This is a genomic window from Pseudomonas sp. P5_B3, assembly GCF_056400405.1.
The window spans coordinates 39,738-59,046 of the sequence record NZ_JBFULI010000036.1; the positions used below are offsets into that span (position 1 = coordinate 39,738).

Sequence of the window (19,309 nt, forward strand, 5' to 3'; positions counted from 1 at the left end):
GATCAGACCACCTTGCGCAGCATGATGCCGGCGTTGGCACCACCGAAGCCGAAGCTCAGGTTCAGCACGTTATTCAGGGTCTGCCCATGCAGATGCTCGTTGGGCACGTAGTTGAGGTCGCAGTCAGGATCGGCCTCATCCATGTGGATAGTCGCCGGGATGGTGCCACGGGCCATGGCCTTGAGGCAGAAGACCGCCTCCATGGAACCGGCGGCACCGATCAGGTGGCCGGTGTAGGACTTGGTGCTGGACATCGGAATGCCGTATGCGGCGTCCCCCAGGGCCAGCTTGATCGAGCGGGTTTCGTTGACATCGTTGAGCGGTGTCGAGGTGCCGTGCAGGTTGACGTAGTCGATCTGCGATGCCTGCACGCCTGCCTGCTTGCAGACGTCATTGATCACCCGTACCCGGGCCTGCATGTCTTCGGCCGGGGCTGTCATGTCGTAGGCGTCCGAATAGTTAGCGTAGCCGGTGATCTCGCCGAGAATCTTCACGCCCCGTGCCCGGGCCGACTCATAGTCCTCCAGGCATAACACAGCCGCGCCCTCGGAGAGCACGAAGCCGCTGCGTCCCTTGCTGAACGGGCAGCAGGCCAGGCGCGTGTTTTCCTGCTCTTTGCTCAGGGCCTGGATGACATCCACCGACCAGACGTTGAACTGCTCTTTCAAGGACTCACTGCCACCAGCGATCATCACCTTGGCGCGGCCGCTGCGAATCGCCTCGTAAGCCTCACCAATGGCGATGGTGCCCGTGGCGCAGGCTGCAACCGGGCTGTTCTGGATACCACGCATGTTCCAGTTCATGGTGATACCGGCGGTTGCGGCATTGCACATCGACATGACGGTGGCGAAGGAAGTGGAGATGCCGTGCTTACGGTATTCGTTGTTATTGCAGTTGGCGGTGTYGAGCCCACCCCAACCGGTGCCCAGGATCACGCCGCGATCAAAGGGCGAGACGATCTCATCCAGGGGCGTATCACCGAACGCCATGCGGATCGCCTCGTGGGTGGCCACCAGGCTGTATTTGGCGAACAACGGCAACATCTTGGAGATTTTCTTCGAAAACGGACGCATCGCTTCACGACCGAAGTCATCGATAAAGCCAAAGTAACGCGCATGGATGCTCGGATCGTCGAACCTGTGCTGACGGTAACCGACCTGGTAATCCATCATTGCGTCCCAGATAGCGTCGACATTCTCGCCGAGCGAGCAGATGGCGCCATAACCGGTTACAACGACCCGGCGCGGTTCTGAAGAAGCGGACTTTTCCATGATCTTCCCTGTTTCGATGTCTTGACTGGAATGCCGCACAGCGTGAAGAAGCCTGATCCAGACGCTCAGACTGTCATTGGCATGTTCGGCGATATAGGCAAGTGGAGCACTCGCAAGTACAAGCCATGACGCCTTGGCTGGAACATTTGTCCAACATTGAGAATGTTCAGCGCTGCGGCGTCATAGGGGGCTTAACCACTGCCCGGCATAAGTTGCCGTAGTTACCCAGAGAGAACAACTGTATCTAGGTACAGATAGCGCGATGAAAATCAAATTATGCAACCTGCAACTGCACCTAAGTACAGGTTGCCGCTGGGCGGACATTGATAAACTAACAATGGTCGCGCGATTGATTTTTCGTACCCGGAAGTTCATTCCCCGCGACCTGTACGAGCCGCACCACTTAGTACTTAAGTACCAGTTCCCATGGAAGAACGTTAATAACATGAAAGCTATCGAGTTTCACGCGCTTGACTATAGTGCGACGCCCCACGCTTGGGTCGCCGACTTGTATCGCCTGCGCAAGGAAGTATTCGCTGATCGTTTAAGTTGGAAGGTCAATATAAATAACGGCATCGAGTTCGATGAATACGACAGCGAGCGGACGACCTACCTGATCGGTACCTGGGAGGGTGTCCCCTTGGCCGGCCTGCGCCTGATCAGCACTCTGGATCCCTATATGGTCGAAGGGCCGTTCCGTGATTTTTTCCGCTGCGAGCCGCCCAAGCACGCGCTGATGGCCGAGTCCAGTCGCTTCTTCGTCGACAAGGTCCGATCACGCCAACACGGCCTGGCCCAGGTACCGCTGACCGAAATGCTGCTTTTTTGCATGCACAACTATGCCGCAGGCAGTGGCCTGGAATCGATCATCACCGTGGTCAGCAATGCCATGGGACGGGTCGTACGCAACGCCGGCTGGCACTATGAAGTGCTGGATACCGGCGAAGCCTCTCCGGGGGAAAAGGTGCTGCTGCTGAACATGCCGGTAACCGAGTTCAATCGTCAGCGGCTGATGTCCAGTATTGCGCGCAAGCAACCCTTGTCATCCACGCAGGCAAGCCAGTGGCCGCATCGTCTGCACATCCGCGACACACCGCTCGGTTAGCCCAAGCGGATCAGCGCCTGAATCAGAGGATGCCTTGGCGCTGAGCCTCATAAACCGCCTGCTTGGCATTGCAGACCTGCAGTTTTCCGGAAATGTTGGACATGTGAAATTTGACCGTACGCTCGGAAATCGCGCAGATCAGCGCGATTTCCCGGTAGGACTTGCCCATCATCACCCACTTGAGCACCTCCATCTCCTTGCCCGAAAGTGGCCCACTCTGAAGTTTGGAAAACAGTTCATCCACCGTCCGCAGGCTCAACAGTCGGCTATGAAAGCGGATCAGTGCCATCTGTATCTGCCCCTGCTGGTCGGCCATGCGGCGATCGAAGTCGGCTTGCTGCCCGCCGTTGCAAAGACTCAACGAACTGAACACTCCACAGGGGTCATGCAGGATAAAGGTGGCGCCGGAGCAGATCCGGTATTGGCTGGAACGTCGAAACAACTCCCGACTCTTGTCACAGGAAACGGCCTGGAGCGCATCACTCCAAGAAAATGGCGCGCAACTTTTAAGACCGTGATGAATGATCGGATCGATCAAATGATAGTTGGCTCCCTTATAGGCTTTCAGCCAGGGCGATGGATAATTTGAAACAATAAGGGGAGCCGCTTCACGATTTCGAGGAACAGCAAAGTAGGCATAGCTTAATCCCTGAAGGTCCCCCAACAGGTTTTCAAGTTCGGATTGTAAACAGACGCTTGAATGACTCTCGTCGGCCGGGACGAAATCAGAGTATTTGAATTGACTATCCATGTTATGAGCTCATTATCCTCCAGGATTACCTCGACTCTGCGGAAACGGCGAAGACAATGCAAGATTTTTCATTATACCTGGCGCGTGAGTGCGTAGCACTGACATACAAGGCGGTTAATTCCGGTACGCTGGCGGGCTATATTCGACTATGACCTAAGGCAAACTCCGCGTTGAAGAACGCGTCGCCATCCAGCTCGGCCACGATCAGTCAGCGCGACGGTCGTCGGGCGCGGGTGATTTTACTGGCGGCTCAAGGCCGTTCGCGCAACGAGATTGCCCGGTTGACCGGTCTCTGCGTTGTGTCAGTCACGCGCTGGTGCAAGCGTTTTCAAGAGCTGCGTCTGCAAGGCCTGGTGGATCTGCCCGGACAAGGTCGCAAGCCATCCTTGCCGGCCGAAGCGTTGAAACGAACCCTTGAGCAAGTCACTCAGCCGCGTATCGGTCAGCCTCGCTGGAGCTGTCGAAGCATGGCTCGAGTCGCCGGCATTTCACCGGCCAGCGTCCAGCGGATATGGGCCGCCAACGACATTCACTCAACTTGCTACAGCCCAGATCGAGCAGTTGAGCGATCACCTCGTCATGCCGAAGCAGTTCTTCGTAAGTGATCGGTGACTCCTCCAAGAGATCATCTTTTTAAGGATGATGACCTGATCCAAATCAGCTCCAGCCCACACTCCAGCCCACACCCTGGATGATGGCTTCCGGTAACATCAGTTGGAATACAAAAGACAAAAATCAAGTATCCACATGCTTTATAAGGATTTTTTATCAAGCAATCAGACAGCAATAGAACTCAAAATACGTCAAAATAGCGGACATCGCCTCCGCCATCTTTATACAACAAAGCMCTGATTATTCAGGGCTTTGTCGTTTCCGGTGTTTGGCGAAAATCTCGCCGCTCGACAAGCGTTCCATAATTTGCTCAAGAAAATTATAGCTTCCGCTAAATTGACCAGCCCGACAGCGATCAGCTCTTCGTGTCAGCCCTGTCATATCGTCGTCACATCCACCCAGCACAATGGCATCAGCCAAAAGGATTTGGCCCATCTACAGAGAGCCCGGCCGACGCCGGGCTTTTTCATTGCTACGACATGTTTTTCACGAAACGCTCACAAGATGGAGCGCAGATTGGATGAACAAAAGGATTTGACCCCAAACAGAAGGCCCGCCATTGAGCGGGCCTTTTGCTGCCTGGATTGAGCGCGTGAGGAACCAATTTCAATCCTTCACAAGATGAAACTGGCGGCCAGAAGCAGAACTGACAGCGAACCCGGCCATTACGCTGTGGTCACAACAGATGATGGCAGCGCAAATGTTCAGTGGCCGCAGACCAAGGTCGCAAACCAACTTCATTCAAGAGCGATGCCTGCAATTCACACACTTCAGGGTGCGCCGGATAACCTCAGCGGATTCGGTTCCTGCCTGACGCAGGCGCTTGCCACTGCTCTCATCCAATGCTCCCTCAGCGGAGTAGGCAAATGACTCAATCAATGCGGTTCTTCCTGTTGATCTTCCTCGTGACGGCATCATTGGCATCGGCCGGTCTCCTGAACACCGCAGGAGCGGCCACCGCCGTGGATCTGAATGCCGACTCTCGACAAGCGTTGCAAACGCTCTACAAGACTAATCCTTTTTCCGAAACCATCTCGCACAACGCCAAAGCGGTGCTTGTTTTCCCGAACATCATAAAGGCCGGTCTTGTGTTCGGCGGCAGCTATGGCGAAGGCGTACTGATGAAAGGCTCGAAAGTCGAGAGTTACTACAACTCCGTCAGCGGTTCATGGGGGCTGCAGATCGGCGCCCAATCGTATGGCTATGTGGTTTTCCTGATGACCGATAAAGCCGTGAAATATGTAGCCGACACCAAGGGCTGGGAAATCGGTGTAGGACCAACGGTTGTTTTAGTGAATGCAGGGGTTGCGAAGAACCTGTCCAGCTCGACGCTCAAAGACGACGCCTACGCGTTCATCTTCGACCAGCAAGGGTTGATGGCGGGGGTCAGCATCGAGGGAACGAAGATTTCTCAGATCAAGCGCTAGCGTCAGCCGTTTGATTGACCATCGGGAGCGTAATGGCGGCCTATGCCAACCCGGATGGGTTTTCCCGTTCAGGCCAGGCTGTCCTCACGCCTGGCGCACGGACGTAGCTGATGATCGGGAAGCAGACGAAAGGAGCAGCAGGATCGATGCCGCAAGGATAGGCTCAAAGAAAGAGTGTGCCTCAGCCCTGATCTGGCCAGGTACGATCTCAAATACGCCTCTTGCTACAGGGGAACCGAGATGACGGGGAAAACTGCGCACCAATGCTCGCCATGGATCCTGCTTTTCCTGCTCGCCATCGACCTGGCACTGACAGCGGGATGTTCAGGCAAAGCCGCCACGGCTCGCTATCCCGCCCCAAACACGGGTTCAACCTGCTATGCAAAAGCCCTCCCGACTGTCGGCGAAGGCGGCCTCGCCTGGGCGGAGACCCTGGACATGGCTCGCCAGAAATCCCTGGATAATTGCATCCGCTATGCGGGCCGATCCGGCGGCACGCCGAATACCTGCCAAGTGGTGATGGCAGAATGTAAGCATTGATAGAGCGTTTTTTCATTTCTGCGCCGCTTTTGCATTTCTGTGCGACAGATCCCACTTCAGGGGCTCCCGTTTCACACGCTCGTGGTGGTAGTTTGCAAATGTTTCTGATCAAACGATCAGATATTTCTTACAAACCACCTGCAAAGGAATGCCCCCAGCAATGGATTTTTCCCTCAAGCACCTGGCTGCGACCAGCCTTATGCTCGCCAGCCTTTCATCGTTCACCACCGCTGCCCACGCCAACAACACGCCGCAACAGAGCGCGATCATCCTCAAGACCTTCAGTGATGCATCGGTCAAGGATTTCAGACAGTTCCTGGACGACTTGTCCAAGAGCGATATCGCCAAAACCGACAACCTCGGCCCGGCCATCCGTGCATTCCTCGATAACAAGACGCTTAGCGCCGGGCAGCAAAACGAAATCCATCGCCTGCTTGGCCTCTATGCCCGTGTGAAATACGGCAGCGCGGCCACCGAAACCTTGAAGGAGCTGGTGGCCATTCCAACCGTGCGCGTGGAAGGTGTTGACCAGCACGACAATCCTGAATTTCTCAAGATTGCCGAGAAGATCAAGGGCCTCGCCCGGGCGTTCAACCTGAACTTTCGCAACATCGATAACCGCGTCTATGAAATCTCCCTGGAAGGCGCTGGCGATGAAGTCGTGGGCATTCACGCCCATGCCGATGTGGTGCCGGTGACGCCGGAAAACTGGGTGCTGCAGGACGGCACCCGCCTCGATCCGTTCAAGGTCACCCTGATCGGTGATCGCATGTATGGCCGCGGCACCGAGGATGACAAGAACGGCATCGTGGTGGCGCTCTACGCCATGAAGATCATCAAGGAAGAGCAGCTGCCGCTGGCCCGCAACTTCAAGTTGCTGGTCGACACCACCGAAGAGACAACGGGCGACGCCATCCCCTACTACTTCGAACGCAACCCGACCCCCAACTACAACCTGGCGCTGGATGGCGGCTACCCGGTAGTGATCGCCGAGAAAGGCTACGGCACGGTCATGGCCAGCTTCGCCAAACGCAAGGCTCAAGGCAAAGGTGCGCAAATCACCTCGATGACCGGCGGCCTGGCCACCAACCAGATTCCGTCGACATCGGTCGCGACCCTGGTGACCGACAAGCCCGCCGAACTGGCCGTCAGCCTGCAAAAGGCCGGCACCGACTATGCCAAGCGCAATGGCGGCAACTTCGAGGTCGCCGCCAAAGTCGACGGCAAGGACGTCAAACTGACGGTCACCGGTGTGTCCGCCCACTCCTCCGAGCCCGAGTCCGGCGTCAACCCGGTGGCGAGGATGCTCGACTTCATCAATAGCCTCGACGGCAAGGTCGCGCTCAAGCACAACCAGATCACTGACGCCGCCCGCTACGCCGCCGACAACTGGGGGCTGGACTACCTGGGTGGCAAGTTGGGGGTCGGTTTTGCCGATGAATTCATGGGCCCGCTGACCACGTCCCTGACCTATGTCGGGATGGACGACAAAGCCTTCAAACTCGCGGTCAACCTGCGCGTGCCGAAGGGCAAGACGCCGGAAGTGCTCAAATCCGAAATCGCCGGAAAACTGGACGCCTGGAGCAAGAAGACCAGCATCGCACCAACCTTTGACCTGTCGATTGCCGAACCGATGTTCCGCAACCCCGAGGGTGAATGGGTCAAGGCCCTGCTCGCGGTGGCCAGCGAAAACCTCGGCATGGAACACAAGTTCGGCACCTCCGCCGGCGCCACGTCCGTGCATGAACTGCCCAACGGCGTGCAGTTCGGCCTGGCCATGCCGGAGGTCAAATACACCGGTCACAACGACAACGAGTTCAAGACCACCGCGCAGTTCCTGCTGGACCTGCAGATCGTGACCGAGATGATGGGCCGCATCGGGCAATTGCCGAAACTCTGATCCCCCTTCGGACCCGTCGCCCTGGCGGGTCCTTTGCTTTCACTCCCATTCCCAAGTCACATGCCGGCCCTTGTAGGAGCGAGCCTGCTCGCGAAAAACCAGAGGACGCCGCGGTAAGTCTGGTTTCCCGCGTCCTCGTTGGCCTCCATCGCGAGCAAGCTCGCTCCTACGGATCGATTTGATCCAGCACTCGGTTCGCCGTGATCTCCGCCAGCATCACACTGTTGGAAATGCCCAGCAGCGCATTGCACGACCCACCGTCCAGCAGAGGCTTCCGGACTCGGATTTCACGTAGAAGCGGGCAAAAAAGGCGTTTTCACCAGTCAATGGTCAGGCAGTTTGAGCAGACCGACTTTTTCAACAGAATCAGCCAAGACCAGACATCGAGAGAGCAAACCTCAAAGGGGCCGCACACTGACGCCGTTAACTATTTAAACAGCGGCTCCCTAGAACTTTTTCCTGTTTATCGGTCTATGTGCATAGGCACATCCGCTCGCTAAGCGCGAACCCGCAACCGGTTGGCCACACGCCCAGAAATCAATCAGAGGTTGTCTTCATTCATGAAATTCCATGACCCACGGATGGTGCTCTTCGGCCTGTTCGCGTTCGCGGCAGTGGGCTCGGCATCAGCAACACAGATGAAGACCTCAACCCCTGTTTTCGCACCTGAAGTCACAGCCGTTCAGGTTCCGGTCCAGGCTGCCGGCAACCCTTGGCCGACCCTGGCCAGTATGGCCGGCAAGCAGCCAGGGCCGTTGCTTGCCCATGACGACCGATACTGGCATGACGGCCGCTGGCACTCTCACAGAGACGATTGGCGCCGGGACGACTGGCGTAGGGATAACTGGCGCAGAGAGCAAGCCTACCGAGAAGCAGAACGCCGCCGTGATTGGGAACGCCACCAGGATCGGGCCATGCGGTACCGCTACGAGGACGATCGCCGCTACTATCGGCGCTAGTGCTAACGCCCTCGCCATGCAGCGCAACGCCCCGAGCCATCCGTTCGGGACGTTGCTCTTTTCTCAGCGATAGCAATCGAGCAGGCGTGCGGCGACTTCCTTCAACTGCTCCTCCGCCAGACGATTGATCCCGGCAGCACGCTTGCGCCCTCCCCCCGTTGGAAACTGCCGGCAGAAGGCATCCGCCGTCATCCCGGCCTCTTCCGGTACCCGCAGGCTGAACGCCTAGTCGCCGTCCGCCCTGGCGCTGAGCAAGCCGATCGCCTTGCGCGGCGCACGGGCCGCCAACTGGTTGGCCAACACGCCGCTGAACCGCCGACTCGCCACAAGCCTCCCGCGACCTGCTGCGCAGCCTGTTCCAACTGACCCGCACGGAAACCGAAGTGGCCATGCTGGTCATGGACGGCCAGCCCCTCGATAAGACGGCCGAGGCGCTCGGGGTTTCGCGCAACACCGTGCGCGCCCACTTGCGCGGAGTGTTCGCCAAGACCGGCGCCACGCGCAAGGCGCAACTGGTCAAGACTTTGCTCAATAGCGTGGCGTCATTGGGGTAGTCGACTGCCGCTGATGTTTTGGGCAGAGAGGCAAGCATCCAGCGATGAACTCATCGAGCAGCGTGCTGCCCGAGTTCCTGGGCAAGCCCGATGAGAATGCCTTCGGGCCCCCGTATGTAGCAGAGCAGATACATATCTTCGTACCGGGCCACTTTGCCGACGAGCTTCGCGCCGCGTTTGTAGAGCCTGGCAAGCGTGTCGGCGATGTCTTCCACGGTGAACATGACACGCAGGTAACCGAGGGCGTTCACCGGGGCGTTGCGGTGATCGGCGATCACAGGTGGTGCGAGGAATCGGGATAACTCGAGCCGGCTGTGACCGTCCGGCGTACGCATCATGGCAATCTCGACGCGCATGTCGCGCAATCCAGTGACGCCATCTGCCCAGTCGCCTTCGATGGGTGCGCGCCCCTCGAACTCGAGGCCAAGTTCGGTGAAGAATTCGATGGCAGCGTCGATGTCTTCTACAACGATGCCGATGTTGTCCATGCGCTTGACCGTCATGATGTCTCCTTGCTGTCCAACTTAGCCGTCCAACGTAGTAGCCGAACACCTAGCTTGGCATTCCCGGGCAAGACGACAAAATAAACAGACCAGCGGATCCCCCCGCTCAACCGATGTTGCCTCAGGCACGCCAGGCGGGATTCTCGATCAGTAGCGCCATGCCCTGCCCGCCGCCAACACAGGCCGCGGCGACGCCATAACGCAGATTGTGCTCACGCAGTTGTCGGGACAGGGTCAGCACCAGGCGCAAGCCACTGGCGGCCAAGGGGTGGCCGAGTGCCAACGAACCGCCCTTAACGTTCAGACGCGAAGGATCCAGCTCCAGTTCCTGAGCCACCGCCAGGACCTGGGCGGCCTGGGCTTCGTTGATTTCAAAGCGGTCGATCTGCTCCAGGCTCAAGCCGCTGCGCTGCAACAGCAGGCGAATCGCCGGTGCCGGACCGATGCCCATGAACTCTGGCGCCACCCCGACCACCGCGCTGGCCCGCAACAAGGCCAGCGGTGTATCCCGACAGGCCGAAGCGCGCCCGACCAGGGCCGCTGCCGCGCCATCGACCACCGCACAACTGTTGCCGGCGGTTTGCACCCCGCCTTCGTGCACAGTGCGCAACCGGGCCAACGCCGCGATGTCTCCGGGCCGTGGGTGGCTGTCCTCACTCACCGTGGCGACACCGCGTGACAGGCGGATGCTGCGTGGCTGATAGCCTTGCAGTTCAAACACCTGATGCCCCACGGCAACGATCTCGGGTGCAAGCCAGCCAGCCTGGTGTGCCGCAAACGCCCGGTGGTGACTGGTACAGGCGTAGGCGTCCACCGCTTCGCGACTCAGCCCATAACGCCGCGCCAGGTTGTCGGCGGTGGTGATCATGTCCACCCCGGGAGCCGGGTCGTACAAGGCTTCCCAGAGAAAATCCTTGAACTGCACTTCTGTACCAAGGCGGAATCCGCCTCGATGGGTATAGGCCGCAATCGGATTGCGCGACATCGATTCGGTGGCCACGCACAGGGCCAATTGCACGCCGTCATCCAGTTGCCTGGCGGCCTGGCGCAGCAGTTCGAAACCGGTGGCGCAGATGCGTTGCACCCCCAGTGCCGGAACCGATTGCGCCACGCCGCTGTAGAGGCCGATGTGCCGTGGCAGCATGTAGGCATCGAAGCTGGCCTGGGCCATGGAGCCCGCCAGCACGCTGTCTACCGCCAGTGGGTCGACTTGCGCGCGAGCCAGTACTTCGCGCCCGACCTTGATGCCCAGGTCGATCGGTGAAACCTCGGCCAGTGCACCACCGAGGTCCACCCACGGCGTGCGCAGCGCATCGAAAATCGCCGCATCGGCAAAGGCCGAGTACTGCCCGCCTGTGTTCAGGACTTCGCTCCCGATTTCGCCCCGGCGCGCAGGATGGCCGGATCGAGCCCGCGATAGAGCGCCTCGACCTGCTCCGCGCGCCACTGCAATACCGCACGCTGATTGATCGAACCCTTGTCGGTGATTTCACCCCGGTCGATGGACGCCGGCTCGTCGAGCAAGGCGATCCACTCCAGGCGACTGGCATTGCCCGTGGCCTCGCGATTGAGTCGCTGCAACCAGCCGGCAAACCACTCGCGCACCGGTGCGCTGGCCAGCACCTCGGCGTCGCTGGCACTGGCCGCCAGCCCTGACAGTCGTCGACATTCAAACATCCGCGCAAAGACCAGCGCGCCCAGGCATTCACGATCCGGCGCGGTCACCACCAGGTCCTGGACATAGGGCGATCCTTCGAGCACCGCGCGGCTGCGCAAAGGTCCGACACTGACGAACACCCCGGATGACAACTTGAAATCTTCGGCGATGCGCCCGTCGAACATCAGCCCCAATTGCGGATCCCTCGGGTCGGCGAGCTTGAGTGCATCGCCGGAACAGTAGAAGCCCTGGGGGTCGAACGCTTCCAAGGTCTGCTGCGCTGACCGCCAGTAGCCGGGCATGATATGCGGCCCACGAAAACGCCCTTCCAGTTTGCCGTCCACCGGCACCAGGCGCACCTCGCAACCGGGCGCCGGCAGGCCGACGTAACCGGCCATGGACAACGGCCCGGTGGTGAAGGTGCAGGACGGCGAAGCCTCGGTCATGCCGAGCCCGGCCATCATGCGAATACGCTCACCGCAATGCTGTTCGCTGATCCGGTCGAGGCGGTCCCAGACACTTTGCGACAGACCGGCTGCGGCAAAGAAGAACAGGCTGATGCGCTTGAAAAAGATCTCCCGCAGTTCCGCGTCCTGCTCCAGTGCCGAGACCAGTTCTTCCCAACCCTTGGGTACGGTCAGGTAGGCGGTGGGCGACACTTCCTTGAGGTTACGCAGGGTCTGCGCGAAACCCTGCGCCGTCGGCTTGCCGTCGTCCAGGTAAAAGCTGCCACCGTTGTAGAGCACAATGCCGACGTTATGGCTGCCGCCGAAGGTATGGTTCCACGGCAGCCAATCCACCAGCACCGGCGGTTCTTCGCCGAACACCGGAAACGTCTGCAACAGCATCTGTTGGTTGGCGCACAGCATGCGTTGTGTGGTGATCACCGCCTTGGGTAGCTTGGTCGAGCCGGAGGTGAACAGGAACTTGGCGATGCTGTCCGGCCCCGTGCTGGCAAACGCGGCTTCGGCCTCGGCCCAGCCCTGCTGCTCGAGCAGGCTGGCAAAGCTGACCTGACGACGCCCCGCGACTTCGCCCCGGACGGTAATCATGGGCGTTTCAGCGGGTAGCACCGCCTCGATGGCACGCTGGTAGGCCGCGGCATCACTGACAAACACCAGGCCGGGTTGAAGCAGGTCGCAGACGTGACGCAGCTTGGCGAAATCCTGGGACAGCAGCGAATAGGCCGGCGACACCGGGCAGTAGGGAATGCCCGCGTACAGGGCGCCGAAGGCGAGCTGCAAATGCTCGATGTCATTGCCAGAGAGCAGCACCAGCGGTTTGTCCGCCGACAGGTCGTAGCTCAACAGGCTTTGGGCGATGGCCCGGACACTGTCGAGCATCTGCGCGTAACTGACCCGACGCCACTCACCGTCGGCCTGGCGAGCGGCGATAAAGGTCTGCTCGGGACGCACCCGGGCCCAATGCACCAGACGGTCGAGCAGTCGCGGTGGATACTCGGCCAATGGCTCTTGGGAGCGCATGTGCAATGCGCCCTGCTGTTCTGTCACCTCGACCGCTGCGCGACCGATGGACACGTGACGGTAGCGCGACGCGCCGGCCTGGGTGTGGGGTTGCGATCTGAATTCGGAACTCACGTGCTTGTTCTCCATCAAGGCACGCTACCACCAAGCCGCACGAATGGGCATGGTGGTGGCTGCAGCCTTTTTTATTGTTATTTCTGCTGTTCAGATCGGGTAATGCCGCGGTCCATGCTGCAAGGTGACCCAGCGCAACTGGGTGAAATGCTCGATGGACGCCTTGCCGCCAAAGCTGCCGTAGCCGCTGGACTTGACCCCGCCGAAGGGCATTTGCGCTTCGTCGTGCACGGTCGGGCCATTGATATGGCAGATGCCCGACTCGACCCGTTGGGCCAGCGCCAGGGCGCGCCCGGTATCGCGACTGAAAATCGCCGCCGACAAACCAAACTCGGAATCGTTGGCCAGATGCAGCAACGCTTCATCGCCCTCCCCGCGCAGCAACACCGCCACCGGGCCGAAGGACTCTTCGCGATACAGACGCATGGTCTCGTTGACGCCATCGATCAGGGTCGGCTGCAAAATGCTGCCGTCCAGTTGCCCGCCGACCACCAGCCGCGCGCCCTTGGCCAAGGCATCGTCGATCAACCCCTTGATGCGCGTACCGGCACTGGCATCGACCAGCGAACCGAGCACCGAATCTGCCGCCGCAGGATCACCGGCGCGCAGGGTCTCGACCTTGGCCGCCAGCCTGGCGACAAAGGCGTCGGCGACCTTGGCATCGACGATCAGGCGTTCGGTGGACATGCAGATCTGTCCCTGATTGAAGTAGGCGCCGAAGGCAGCTGCCTCCACCGCCGCATCCAGGTCAGCATCATCGAGCACCAGCAACGGCGCCTTGCCGCCCAGCTCCAGCAAGGCCGGCTTGAGGTGGCGCGCCGAAAGCTCGCCGACAATGCGCCCGACATGGGTTGAACCTGTGAAGTTGACCCGCCGCACCGCCGGGTTGGCGATCAGCCGCTCGACAATCGCCGGGGCATCCGCCGGGGCATTGCTGATGACGTTGACCACGCCATCACCCAACCCGGCATCCTGCAAGACCTGGCCGATCAACCGATGCACCGCCGGACTCAATTCGGAAGCCTTAAGCACCACGGTATTGCCGCACGCCAACGGCATGGCGATGGCGCGGGTGGCGAGAATCACCGGGGCGTTCCACGGGGCGATCCCCAGCACCACACCGCAGGGTTGACGCAGGGCCATGGCAAAACTGCCCGGCACATCCGAGGGGATGACTTCGCCATTGATCTGGGTGGTCATCGACGCCGCTTCACGCAGCATGTTGGCCGCCAGCCGCACGTTGAAACCGTACCAGTTGGCCATGGCCCCGGTTTCACCGGCCGCGGCAATGAACTCTTCACTGCGCGCCTGCAACTGCTCGGCGGCCTTGAGCAAACGGCTGCGACGTTCATTGGGCGCCAGGGCGGCCCAGGCGGGAAACGCCGACTGAGCGGCAGCCACCGCGGCGTCGGCATCTTCCAGGGTCGCGGCGGCTACCCTCGATACCAGTTCACCGGTCACCGGGTTGCGGCGTTCGAAGGTCCGACCGTCGCGGGCAGGCAGCGACTGGCCGCCAATCAGCAGGGGCACGTCCAGCATGGTGATTCCTCTTTATTGTCTTTATCGGGAATGCATTCGAGCGATAGAGCGCGCCGGGGCGGACATGCACCCGGCGATCAGTCTCAGCGCTTGTAGGCCTGCAGACCGGGCTTGATGCTCTTGTCGTCGAGGAACTGCTTCATGCCCTGCTCGCGGCCACCTTCGGTGTCGAGCAGGCGCGACTGGTCGAGCTTGGCGTACAGGTAGTCCTCGTTCTGCTCCCAGGTCAGCTCGCGGCAGCGCTTGAAGCCATGCTTGGCCGCACGCAGCACCACCGGGTTTTTCTCCAGCAGGTTGCGCGCCAGATCCACCGTGACTTCACGCAGTTGCGCCAGGGGTACGCTTTCGTTGACCAGACCCATCTCGGCAGCTTTCTGCCCACCGAAGGTCTTGCCGGTCATGATGTAGTACAGCGACTGACGATGGCCCACGGTGTCGGCCATGGCCTTGCTCACCAGGTTGCCCGGCGGGATGCCCCAGTTGATTTCCGAGAGGCCGAACGTCGCTTCGTCGGCGCAGATCGCCAGGTCACAGGCCACCAGCGGGCTGAAGCCGCCACCGAAGCACCAGCCGTTGACCATGGCGATGGTCGGCTTGGCGTACATGCGCAGCAGTTTCCATTGCCATTGCGAGGCTTCGCGGCGGATTTTTTCCTGGAGGATCTCCGGGCCCGCGTCCACTTCGCGAAAGTATTCCTTGAGGTCCATGCCCGCGGTCCAGGCATCGCCGGCACCGGTCAGCACCAGCACGCCGGCCGCGGGGTCCTGCTCCAGGGTTTCCAGTACATCGATCATTTCCCGGTTGAGTGTCGGGCTCATGGCGTTGCGTTTTTCCGGGCGATTGAGAATGACCCAGGCGATGCCTTCTTCGATTTCGACCTTGACGGTTGTCCAGCGACCTTCGTAGTTGCTCATGGCGATGCTCTCTTGTTCTTGGCTTGAAGATGACTGGAAATTAAAGGACCTATATAGTTATGTCAATTAACTATTAATCGAATTAACCATTTTTTTATCTACCCGAAAATATCCTCCGAACCCATCACCATGAACGGCGGGCATAGCTATCAGCGGCCAACCCCGGCAAACTGGATACGCTTGTTAACCTCCACCTGTTCAGGATTCACCCGCAATGGCCAAGCCTTCTCCCCTCGCCGCCCCGAGCGAGTCCCCGTCCGCCACCGCCGAGCTGCAGGCACCGCTGGATTCGGCACTGGATGACCTGATCGGCTACGCGATGCGGCGCGCCCAACTCAAGCTGTTCCAGAACCTGATCGGTCGCCTGTCAGCCCATGACCTGCGCCCCGCGCAGTTCTCGGCCCTGGCAATCATCGAGCAGAATCCGGGACTGATGCAGGCCGACCTGGCCCGGGCCCTGGCCATCGAGCCGCCGCAGGTGGTGCCGCTGCTCAATAAACTGGAAAGCCGCGCGCTGGCGGTGCGGGTGCGTTGCAAGCCGGACAAACGCTCCTACGGAATCTTCCTGAGCAAGACCGGCGAAACCTTGCTCAAGGAGCTCAAGCAGATCGCCGCGCAAAGCGATTTCGACTCCACTTCATCGCTGACCGGCGAGGAACGCGAGGAGCTGCTGCGCTTGCTGAGAAAGGTTTACCAGGACTGAACGCGCGCTGCCGGCACGCTCCAGAAGAGACGGCCGGCGGAGAACATCGAAGGACCCGGGCTTACCAGATCGGCGAGGTATAGAGCACCAGGAAGCGGGTCTGGTTTTCATCGCGGAATGCCGCGCCGGCCGGGAAGTCATTGCGGTAGATCGACTTGCGCGCCAACAGACCGAGGTTTTTCAGCGGGCCGCTCTGAATCACATAACCCAGCTCCATCTGGAATTCGCGTTCCTTGCGGTCATCGGCGTTGAAGGCGGCCAACTCGATGTTGTCGCCGCGCACATAACGCAACCGCCCCTTCAGCCCAGGCACGCCGGATGCGACGAAGTCGTAGTCGTAGATGGCCTGCCAGGTGCGCTCCCTGGCATTGAGAAAGTCCGAACTCATCGTCAGTTCGCTCATGCCCATCAGCTCGGTGCCGGAGATGTACGGCGTTGCCGTGTCGCCACTGGAATACATGTAGCCAAGGCTCACTCGGTGCCCGCCAAAGCGGTAGCCGAACAATGCCGAGAGATTGCGGTTGTCCACCTCACCCGCCTTGGCGCGGCCATCCTCGCGGCTGAAAAAACTGCGCAAGTCACTGCTGAACACACCGTCGCCGAGCGGCAGGTTGTGCAGCAACGCCAGGGTGTCCTGTTGGTACAGGTCGGTCACCTCGGCATGGTAGGCACGCAGGCTCAGGTCCTTATTGACCTGGTAATCACCCCCCAGCCAGGCCAGGTGCGAGGTGGTGGCAGCGCCGTTGAAACGCCGGTTCGGCGAGGCGACGGTCATGGCCTGATAGTCCGTGGAATCGCGTTTGTTGATACGATCGATGTAACCGGTGTTCAGGGTCAGGCCATCGAAATCCCTGGAGCTGAGCGTGGTGCCGCGAAAGGTCTGTGGCAGCAGTCGCGACGGGCTGGCAAAGGCAAACGGCAGGAAGATCGAGACATCGCCGCTCTTGATCGTTGTCTGGGCAAACCGCAGCTTGGCCGTCGGCGCCAGCCGCGAATAGTCATCCGCCGCGCGCTTGTCGCTGGCCGACACCGGCAACAGTTCGGTGCCGCTGCGATCCGGCGCGGAGTCGAGCTTGACCCCCAACAGCCCCCGCAAGTCCAGACCAAAGCCTACAGTCCCTTCGGTAAACCCGGACTCCACGCCCATGATGAAACCCTGGGCCCACTCCCGCGCGGCAGACTTGGCGCCGCTGTCCTGGTATTCACGGTCCAGGTAGTAATTGCGCATGGTCAACGTTGCGTGACTGTCCTCGATAAACCCTTCGGCCCGCAGCTGCGGGGGCAGAACGCTGACGCCAAGCAGCGCCACGACCCACCCAGGAAGGATCCTGGAGACGCAGGAGAGCGACGCTACTGAACCGGTGTTCCTGTGGCGTTTTGGCATGTTCGATGTCCACTTTTTATTGTTGTTCTTGAGTGCCGGACCCACACGGGGCTGTCGGCTTCACGACCAGAGAATGGAAACACCCAAGGGGTATCGTCAATCGCGAATGACCGATAATCGAACATTAATATTATTATCTATTTTCAAACAGTATCTTTAATGCATCCATAACAACCTGTTTATTAAGGTTTTATTCGTGGTTTACGCAGATTTTACGACACCGTTCTTTTTTTAGTTATCTTTGTTATCTTAATCGTCGGCGGTCATTGACGGCGCTCCCAACGCACGGAGGGCTCGACTGCATAACAAAAACAACAATGAGGTTCACCCATGGACAGTCCATCGCGTCGCTCGACGCTGACAATCGCTTTGTGCTTTATCGTTGCGCTGATCGAGGGGTTCGATCTGCAGGCTGCCGGCACCGCTGCCGCAGGATTGCGCCAGAGTTTTGCCCTGGACCCGAAGATGATGGGCTGGGTGTTCAGCGCCGGGATCATTGGCCTGCTACCTGGCGCGTTTTTTGGCGGCTGGGTTGCCGATCGTATCGGCCGCAAGAAAATCCTCGTCGGCGCCGTGTTGCTATTTGGCGTCTTCTCGCTCTGCACCGCCTACGTCGAGAGCTATTCCAGCCTGCTGCTGGTGCGCTTCATGACCGGCCTGGGCCTGGGCGCCGCCCTGCCCAATCTGATTGCCCTGTGTGCCGAGGCCGTGAACGAACGCCATCGTGGCACCGCCATCAGTGTCATGTACTGCGGCGTGCCCCTGGGTGGCGCGCTGGCGGCAGTGGTGGCAATGTTTTCCAGTGAACACTGGCAAACCACCTTTATCATCGGCGGTCTGACGCCCTTGCTGGTGGTGCCGCTGATGGCCCTGCTGTTGCCCGAATCCACTGCGTTCCGTCAGCAGCACGTCACGACCGGCAGCCCACGCTCGTCTACCGCCCAGGCGCTGTTCGGCGAAGGACGCGCACGCAGCACGCTGGCCTTGTGGTTGAGCTACTTCTTCACCCTGACCGTGATGTACATGCTGCTCAACTGGCTGCCCTCGCTGTTGCTGGAACAGGGTTTCACCAAGCCCCAGGCAGGCATGGTGCAGATGCTGTTCAACCTGGGCGGTGCCATTGGTTCGCTGCTTGGCGGGGTGATGCTGGACCGCTGCRACGGCCTGAAAGTGGTCCTGTTCGTGTATGCAGGAGTGTTGGCGGCACTGGCTGGGGTCGGCCTGTCGGTGGGTATCGTGCCGATGGCAATCGCCGGGTTTGCCGTCGGGCTGTTCGTCATGGCTGCACAGCTTGTGCTGTATGCACTGGCGCCCCCTTCCTACCCGACTTCGGTGCGCGCCACCGGCGTCGGCGCGGCCGTGGCCATCGGCCGGCTCGGCTCGGTGGCAGGTCCCCTGGCCGCCGGCCAGATCCTCGCCGCCGGTGCCGGCACCACTGGCGTGCTGCTGGCAACTTCACCGGGGTTGGTGATCGCCGCGCTGTCGATCCTGACCGTGATCGCCCGCACCGGAGCGATCGCCGAGTCTCGGCCAGAAGCTGCAAACTGAGCCCCGCTACCAAGAATTGTAGGAGCTCGCTCGCGAAGAACGCCAGGACACCGCGTGGCCCCAGGCAGTTAGCGTCATCGTTGACGACCTTCGTCGGAACGCCGCCCGGAGCAAGCTCGCTCCCACAGGTAACAGCGTTTGAGGTGTACGGAGGCCAAAAAACAAAACCCCTACCTGCGTGCGCAGATAGGGGTTTCGGAATTTAATCTTGACGATGACCTACTCTCACATGGGGAAACCCCACACTACCATCGGCGATGCATCGTTTCACTGCTGAGTTCGGGATGGGATCAGGTGGTTCCAATGCTCTATGGTCGTCAAGAAATTCGGGTACTGAACCGTTT

At 60.0% G+C, this 19,309-nt stretch carries 17 protein-coding genes, 1 rRNA gene and 2 pseudogenes; 9 read left to right on the plus strand and 11 right to left on the minus strand.

All coding sequences use genetic code 11. From position 1 onward, the window contains the following. Window positions 1-2 precede the first annotated feature (2 nt). Complete coding sequence (locus AC1DRN_RS20390; protein WP_477786787.1) at window positions 3-1,271, minus strand: beta-ketoacyl-[acyl-carrier-protein] synthase family protein; 1,269 nt, start codon at window positions 1,269-1,271, stop codon at window positions 3-5. A gap of 262 nt (window positions 1,272-1,533) precedes the next feature. On the opposite strand from AC1DRN_RS20390, the gene AC1DRN_RS20395 reads away from it, so the two are divergent. Then, window positions 1,534-2,376, plus strand: a complete 843-nt coding sequence (locus AC1DRN_RS20395) for an acyl-homoserine-lactone synthase (RefSeq protein ID WP_223462819.1) — start codon at window positions 1,534-1,536, stop codon at window positions 2,374-2,376. Between the two features lie 22 nt (window positions 2,377-2,398). On the opposite strand, the gene AC1DRN_RS20400 is transcribed toward AC1DRN_RS20395, so the two are convergent. Further along, window positions 2,399-3,127: a helix-turn-helix transcriptional regulator gene (locus tag AC1DRN_RS20400; protein WP_223462818.1), complete on the minus strand. Its 729-nt coding sequence runs from the start codon at window positions 3,125-3,127 to the stop codon at window positions 2,399-2,401. Window positions 3,128-3,321: 194 nt separating this feature from the next. On the opposite strand from AC1DRN_RS20400, the pseudogene AC1DRN_RS20405 reads away from it, so the two are divergent. From AC1DRN_RS20405 to AC1DRN_RS20420, 4 genes and pseudogenes are all read left to right on the plus strand, one after another. Then, window positions 3,322-3,657: pseudogene (locus tag AC1DRN_RS20405) on the plus strand (helix-turn-helix domain-containing protein); the annotation flags it as partial. A 948-nt stretch (window positions 3,658-4,605) separates the two neighbouring features. Next, entirely contained in the window at window positions 4,606-5,166 is a 561-nt protein-coding gene (locus AC1DRN_RS20410) for a lipid-binding SYLF domain-containing protein (protein ID WP_457266273.1), read from the plus strand. 240 nt (window positions 5,167-5,406) lie between these two features. After that, a complete protein-coding gene (locus tag AC1DRN_RS20415; RefSeq protein WP_457266274.1) occupies window positions 5,407-5,706 on the plus strand; it encodes a hypothetical protein in 300 nt (99 codons plus the stop codon). 160 nt (window positions 5,707-5,866) lie between these two features. Beyond that, window positions 5,867-7,606, plus strand: a complete 1,740-nt coding sequence (locus AC1DRN_RS20420) for a dipeptidase (RefSeq protein ID WP_458237156.1) — start codon at window positions 5,867-5,869, stop codon at window positions 7,604-7,606. Window positions 7,607-7,772: 166 nt separating this feature from the next. Here the strand turns inward: AC1DRN_RS20420 and AC1DRN_RS20425 are convergent. Continuing rightward, window positions 7,773-7,871: pseudogene (locus AC1DRN_RS20425) on the minus strand (DUF6124 family protein); the annotation flags it as partial. Between the two features lie 295 nt (window positions 7,872-8,166). Here AC1DRN_RS20425 and AC1DRN_RS20430 point away from each other — a divergent pair. Beyond that, window positions 8,167-8,565: a hypothetical protein gene (locus AC1DRN_RS20430; protein WP_223462814.1), complete on the plus strand. Its 399-nt coding sequence runs from the start codon at window positions 8,167-8,169 to the stop codon at window positions 8,563-8,565. 63 nt (window positions 8,566-8,628) lie between these two features. On the opposite strand, the gene AC1DRN_RS20435 is transcribed toward AC1DRN_RS20430, so the two are convergent. Continuing rightward, on the minus strand, window positions 8,629-8,757 hold the full coding sequence (locus AC1DRN_RS20435; RefSeq protein ID WP_263289858.1) for a hypothetical protein: 129 nt from the start codon (window positions 8,755-8,757) through the stop codon (window positions 8,629-8,631). A gap of 170 nt (window positions 8,758-8,927) precedes the next feature. Here AC1DRN_RS20435 and AC1DRN_RS20440 point away from each other — a divergent pair, with 170 nt between their 5' ends. Continuing rightward, on the plus strand, window positions 8,928-9,119 hold the full coding sequence (locus AC1DRN_RS20440) for a helix-turn-helix transcriptional regulator (protein WP_223462862.1): 192 nt from the start codon (window positions 8,928-8,930) through the stop codon (window positions 9,117-9,119). Between the two features lie 50 nt (window positions 9,120-9,169). On the opposite strand, the gene AC1DRN_RS20445 is transcribed toward AC1DRN_RS20440, so the two are convergent. From AC1DRN_RS20445 to AC1DRN_RS20465, 5 genes are all read right to left on the minus strand, one after another. Continuing rightward, window positions 9,170-9,622 (minus strand): VOC family protein, encoded by a 453-nt coding sequence (locus AC1DRN_RS20445; RefSeq protein WP_223462813.1) that lies wholly within the window; start codon window positions 9,620-9,622, stop codon window positions 9,170-9,172. Between the two features lie 121 nt (window positions 9,623-9,743). Next, complete coding sequence (locus AC1DRN_RS20450) at window positions 9,744-10,985, minus strand: thiolase family protein (protein WP_223462861.1); 1,242 nt, start codon at window positions 10,983-10,985, stop codon at window positions 9,744-9,746. Further along, the gene (locus AC1DRN_RS20455) at window positions 10,982-12,877 is read right to left on the minus strand and encodes a feruloyl-CoA synthase (protein ID WP_223462812.1); all 1,896 of its coding nucleotides are present in this window, start codon (window positions 12,875-12,877) and stop codon (window positions 10,982-10,984) included. Before AC1DRN_RS20455 ends, AC1DRN_RS20450 begins: the two co-directional genes overlap by 4 nt. 90 nt (window positions 12,878-12,967) lie before the next feature. After that, on the minus strand, window positions 12,968-14,416 hold the full coding sequence (locus AC1DRN_RS20460) for an aldehyde dehydrogenase (protein ID WP_223462811.1): 1,449 nt from the start codon (window positions 14,414-14,416) through the stop codon (window positions 12,968-12,970). A gap of 83 nt (window positions 14,417-14,499) precedes the next feature. Then, on the minus strand, window positions 14,500-15,330 hold the full coding sequence (locus AC1DRN_RS20465; RefSeq protein ID WP_056722899.1) for a p-hydroxycinnamoyl CoA hydratase/lyase: 831 nt from the start codon (window positions 15,328-15,330) through the stop codon (window positions 14,500-14,502). Window positions 15,331-15,544: 214 nt separating this feature from the next. On the opposite strand from AC1DRN_RS20465, the gene AC1DRN_RS20470 reads away from it, so the two are divergent. Next, on the plus strand, window positions 15,545-16,033 hold the full coding sequence (locus AC1DRN_RS20470) for a MarR family transcriptional regulator (RefSeq protein WP_223462810.1): 489 nt from the start codon (window positions 15,545-15,547) through the stop codon (window positions 16,031-16,033). Between the two features lie 61 nt (window positions 16,034-16,094). On the opposite strand, the gene AC1DRN_RS20475 is transcribed toward AC1DRN_RS20470, so the two are convergent. Beyond that, window positions 16,095-17,417 (minus strand): OprD family porin, encoded by a 1,323-nt coding sequence (locus AC1DRN_RS20475; protein ID WP_223462809.1) that lies wholly within the window; start codon window positions 17,415-17,417, stop codon window positions 16,095-16,097. Between the two features lie 330 nt (window positions 17,418-17,747). Here AC1DRN_RS20475 and mhpT point away from each other — a divergent pair, with 330 nt between their 5' ends. Then, on the plus strand, window positions 17,748-18,965 hold the full coding sequence (mhpT, locus tag AC1DRN_RS20480) for a 3-(3-hydroxy-phenyl)propionate transporter MhpT (RefSeq protein WP_477786788.1): 1,218 nt from the start codon (window positions 17,748-17,750) through the stop codon (window positions 18,963-18,965). Window positions 18,966-19,171: 206 nt separating this feature from the next. Here the strand turns inward: mhpT and rrf are convergent. Continuing rightward, window positions 19,172-19,287: ribosomal RNA gene (gene rrf, locus AC1DRN_RS20485) — 5S ribosomal RNA — on the minus strand. Between the last annotated feature and the right edge of the window lie 22 nt (window positions 19,288-19,309).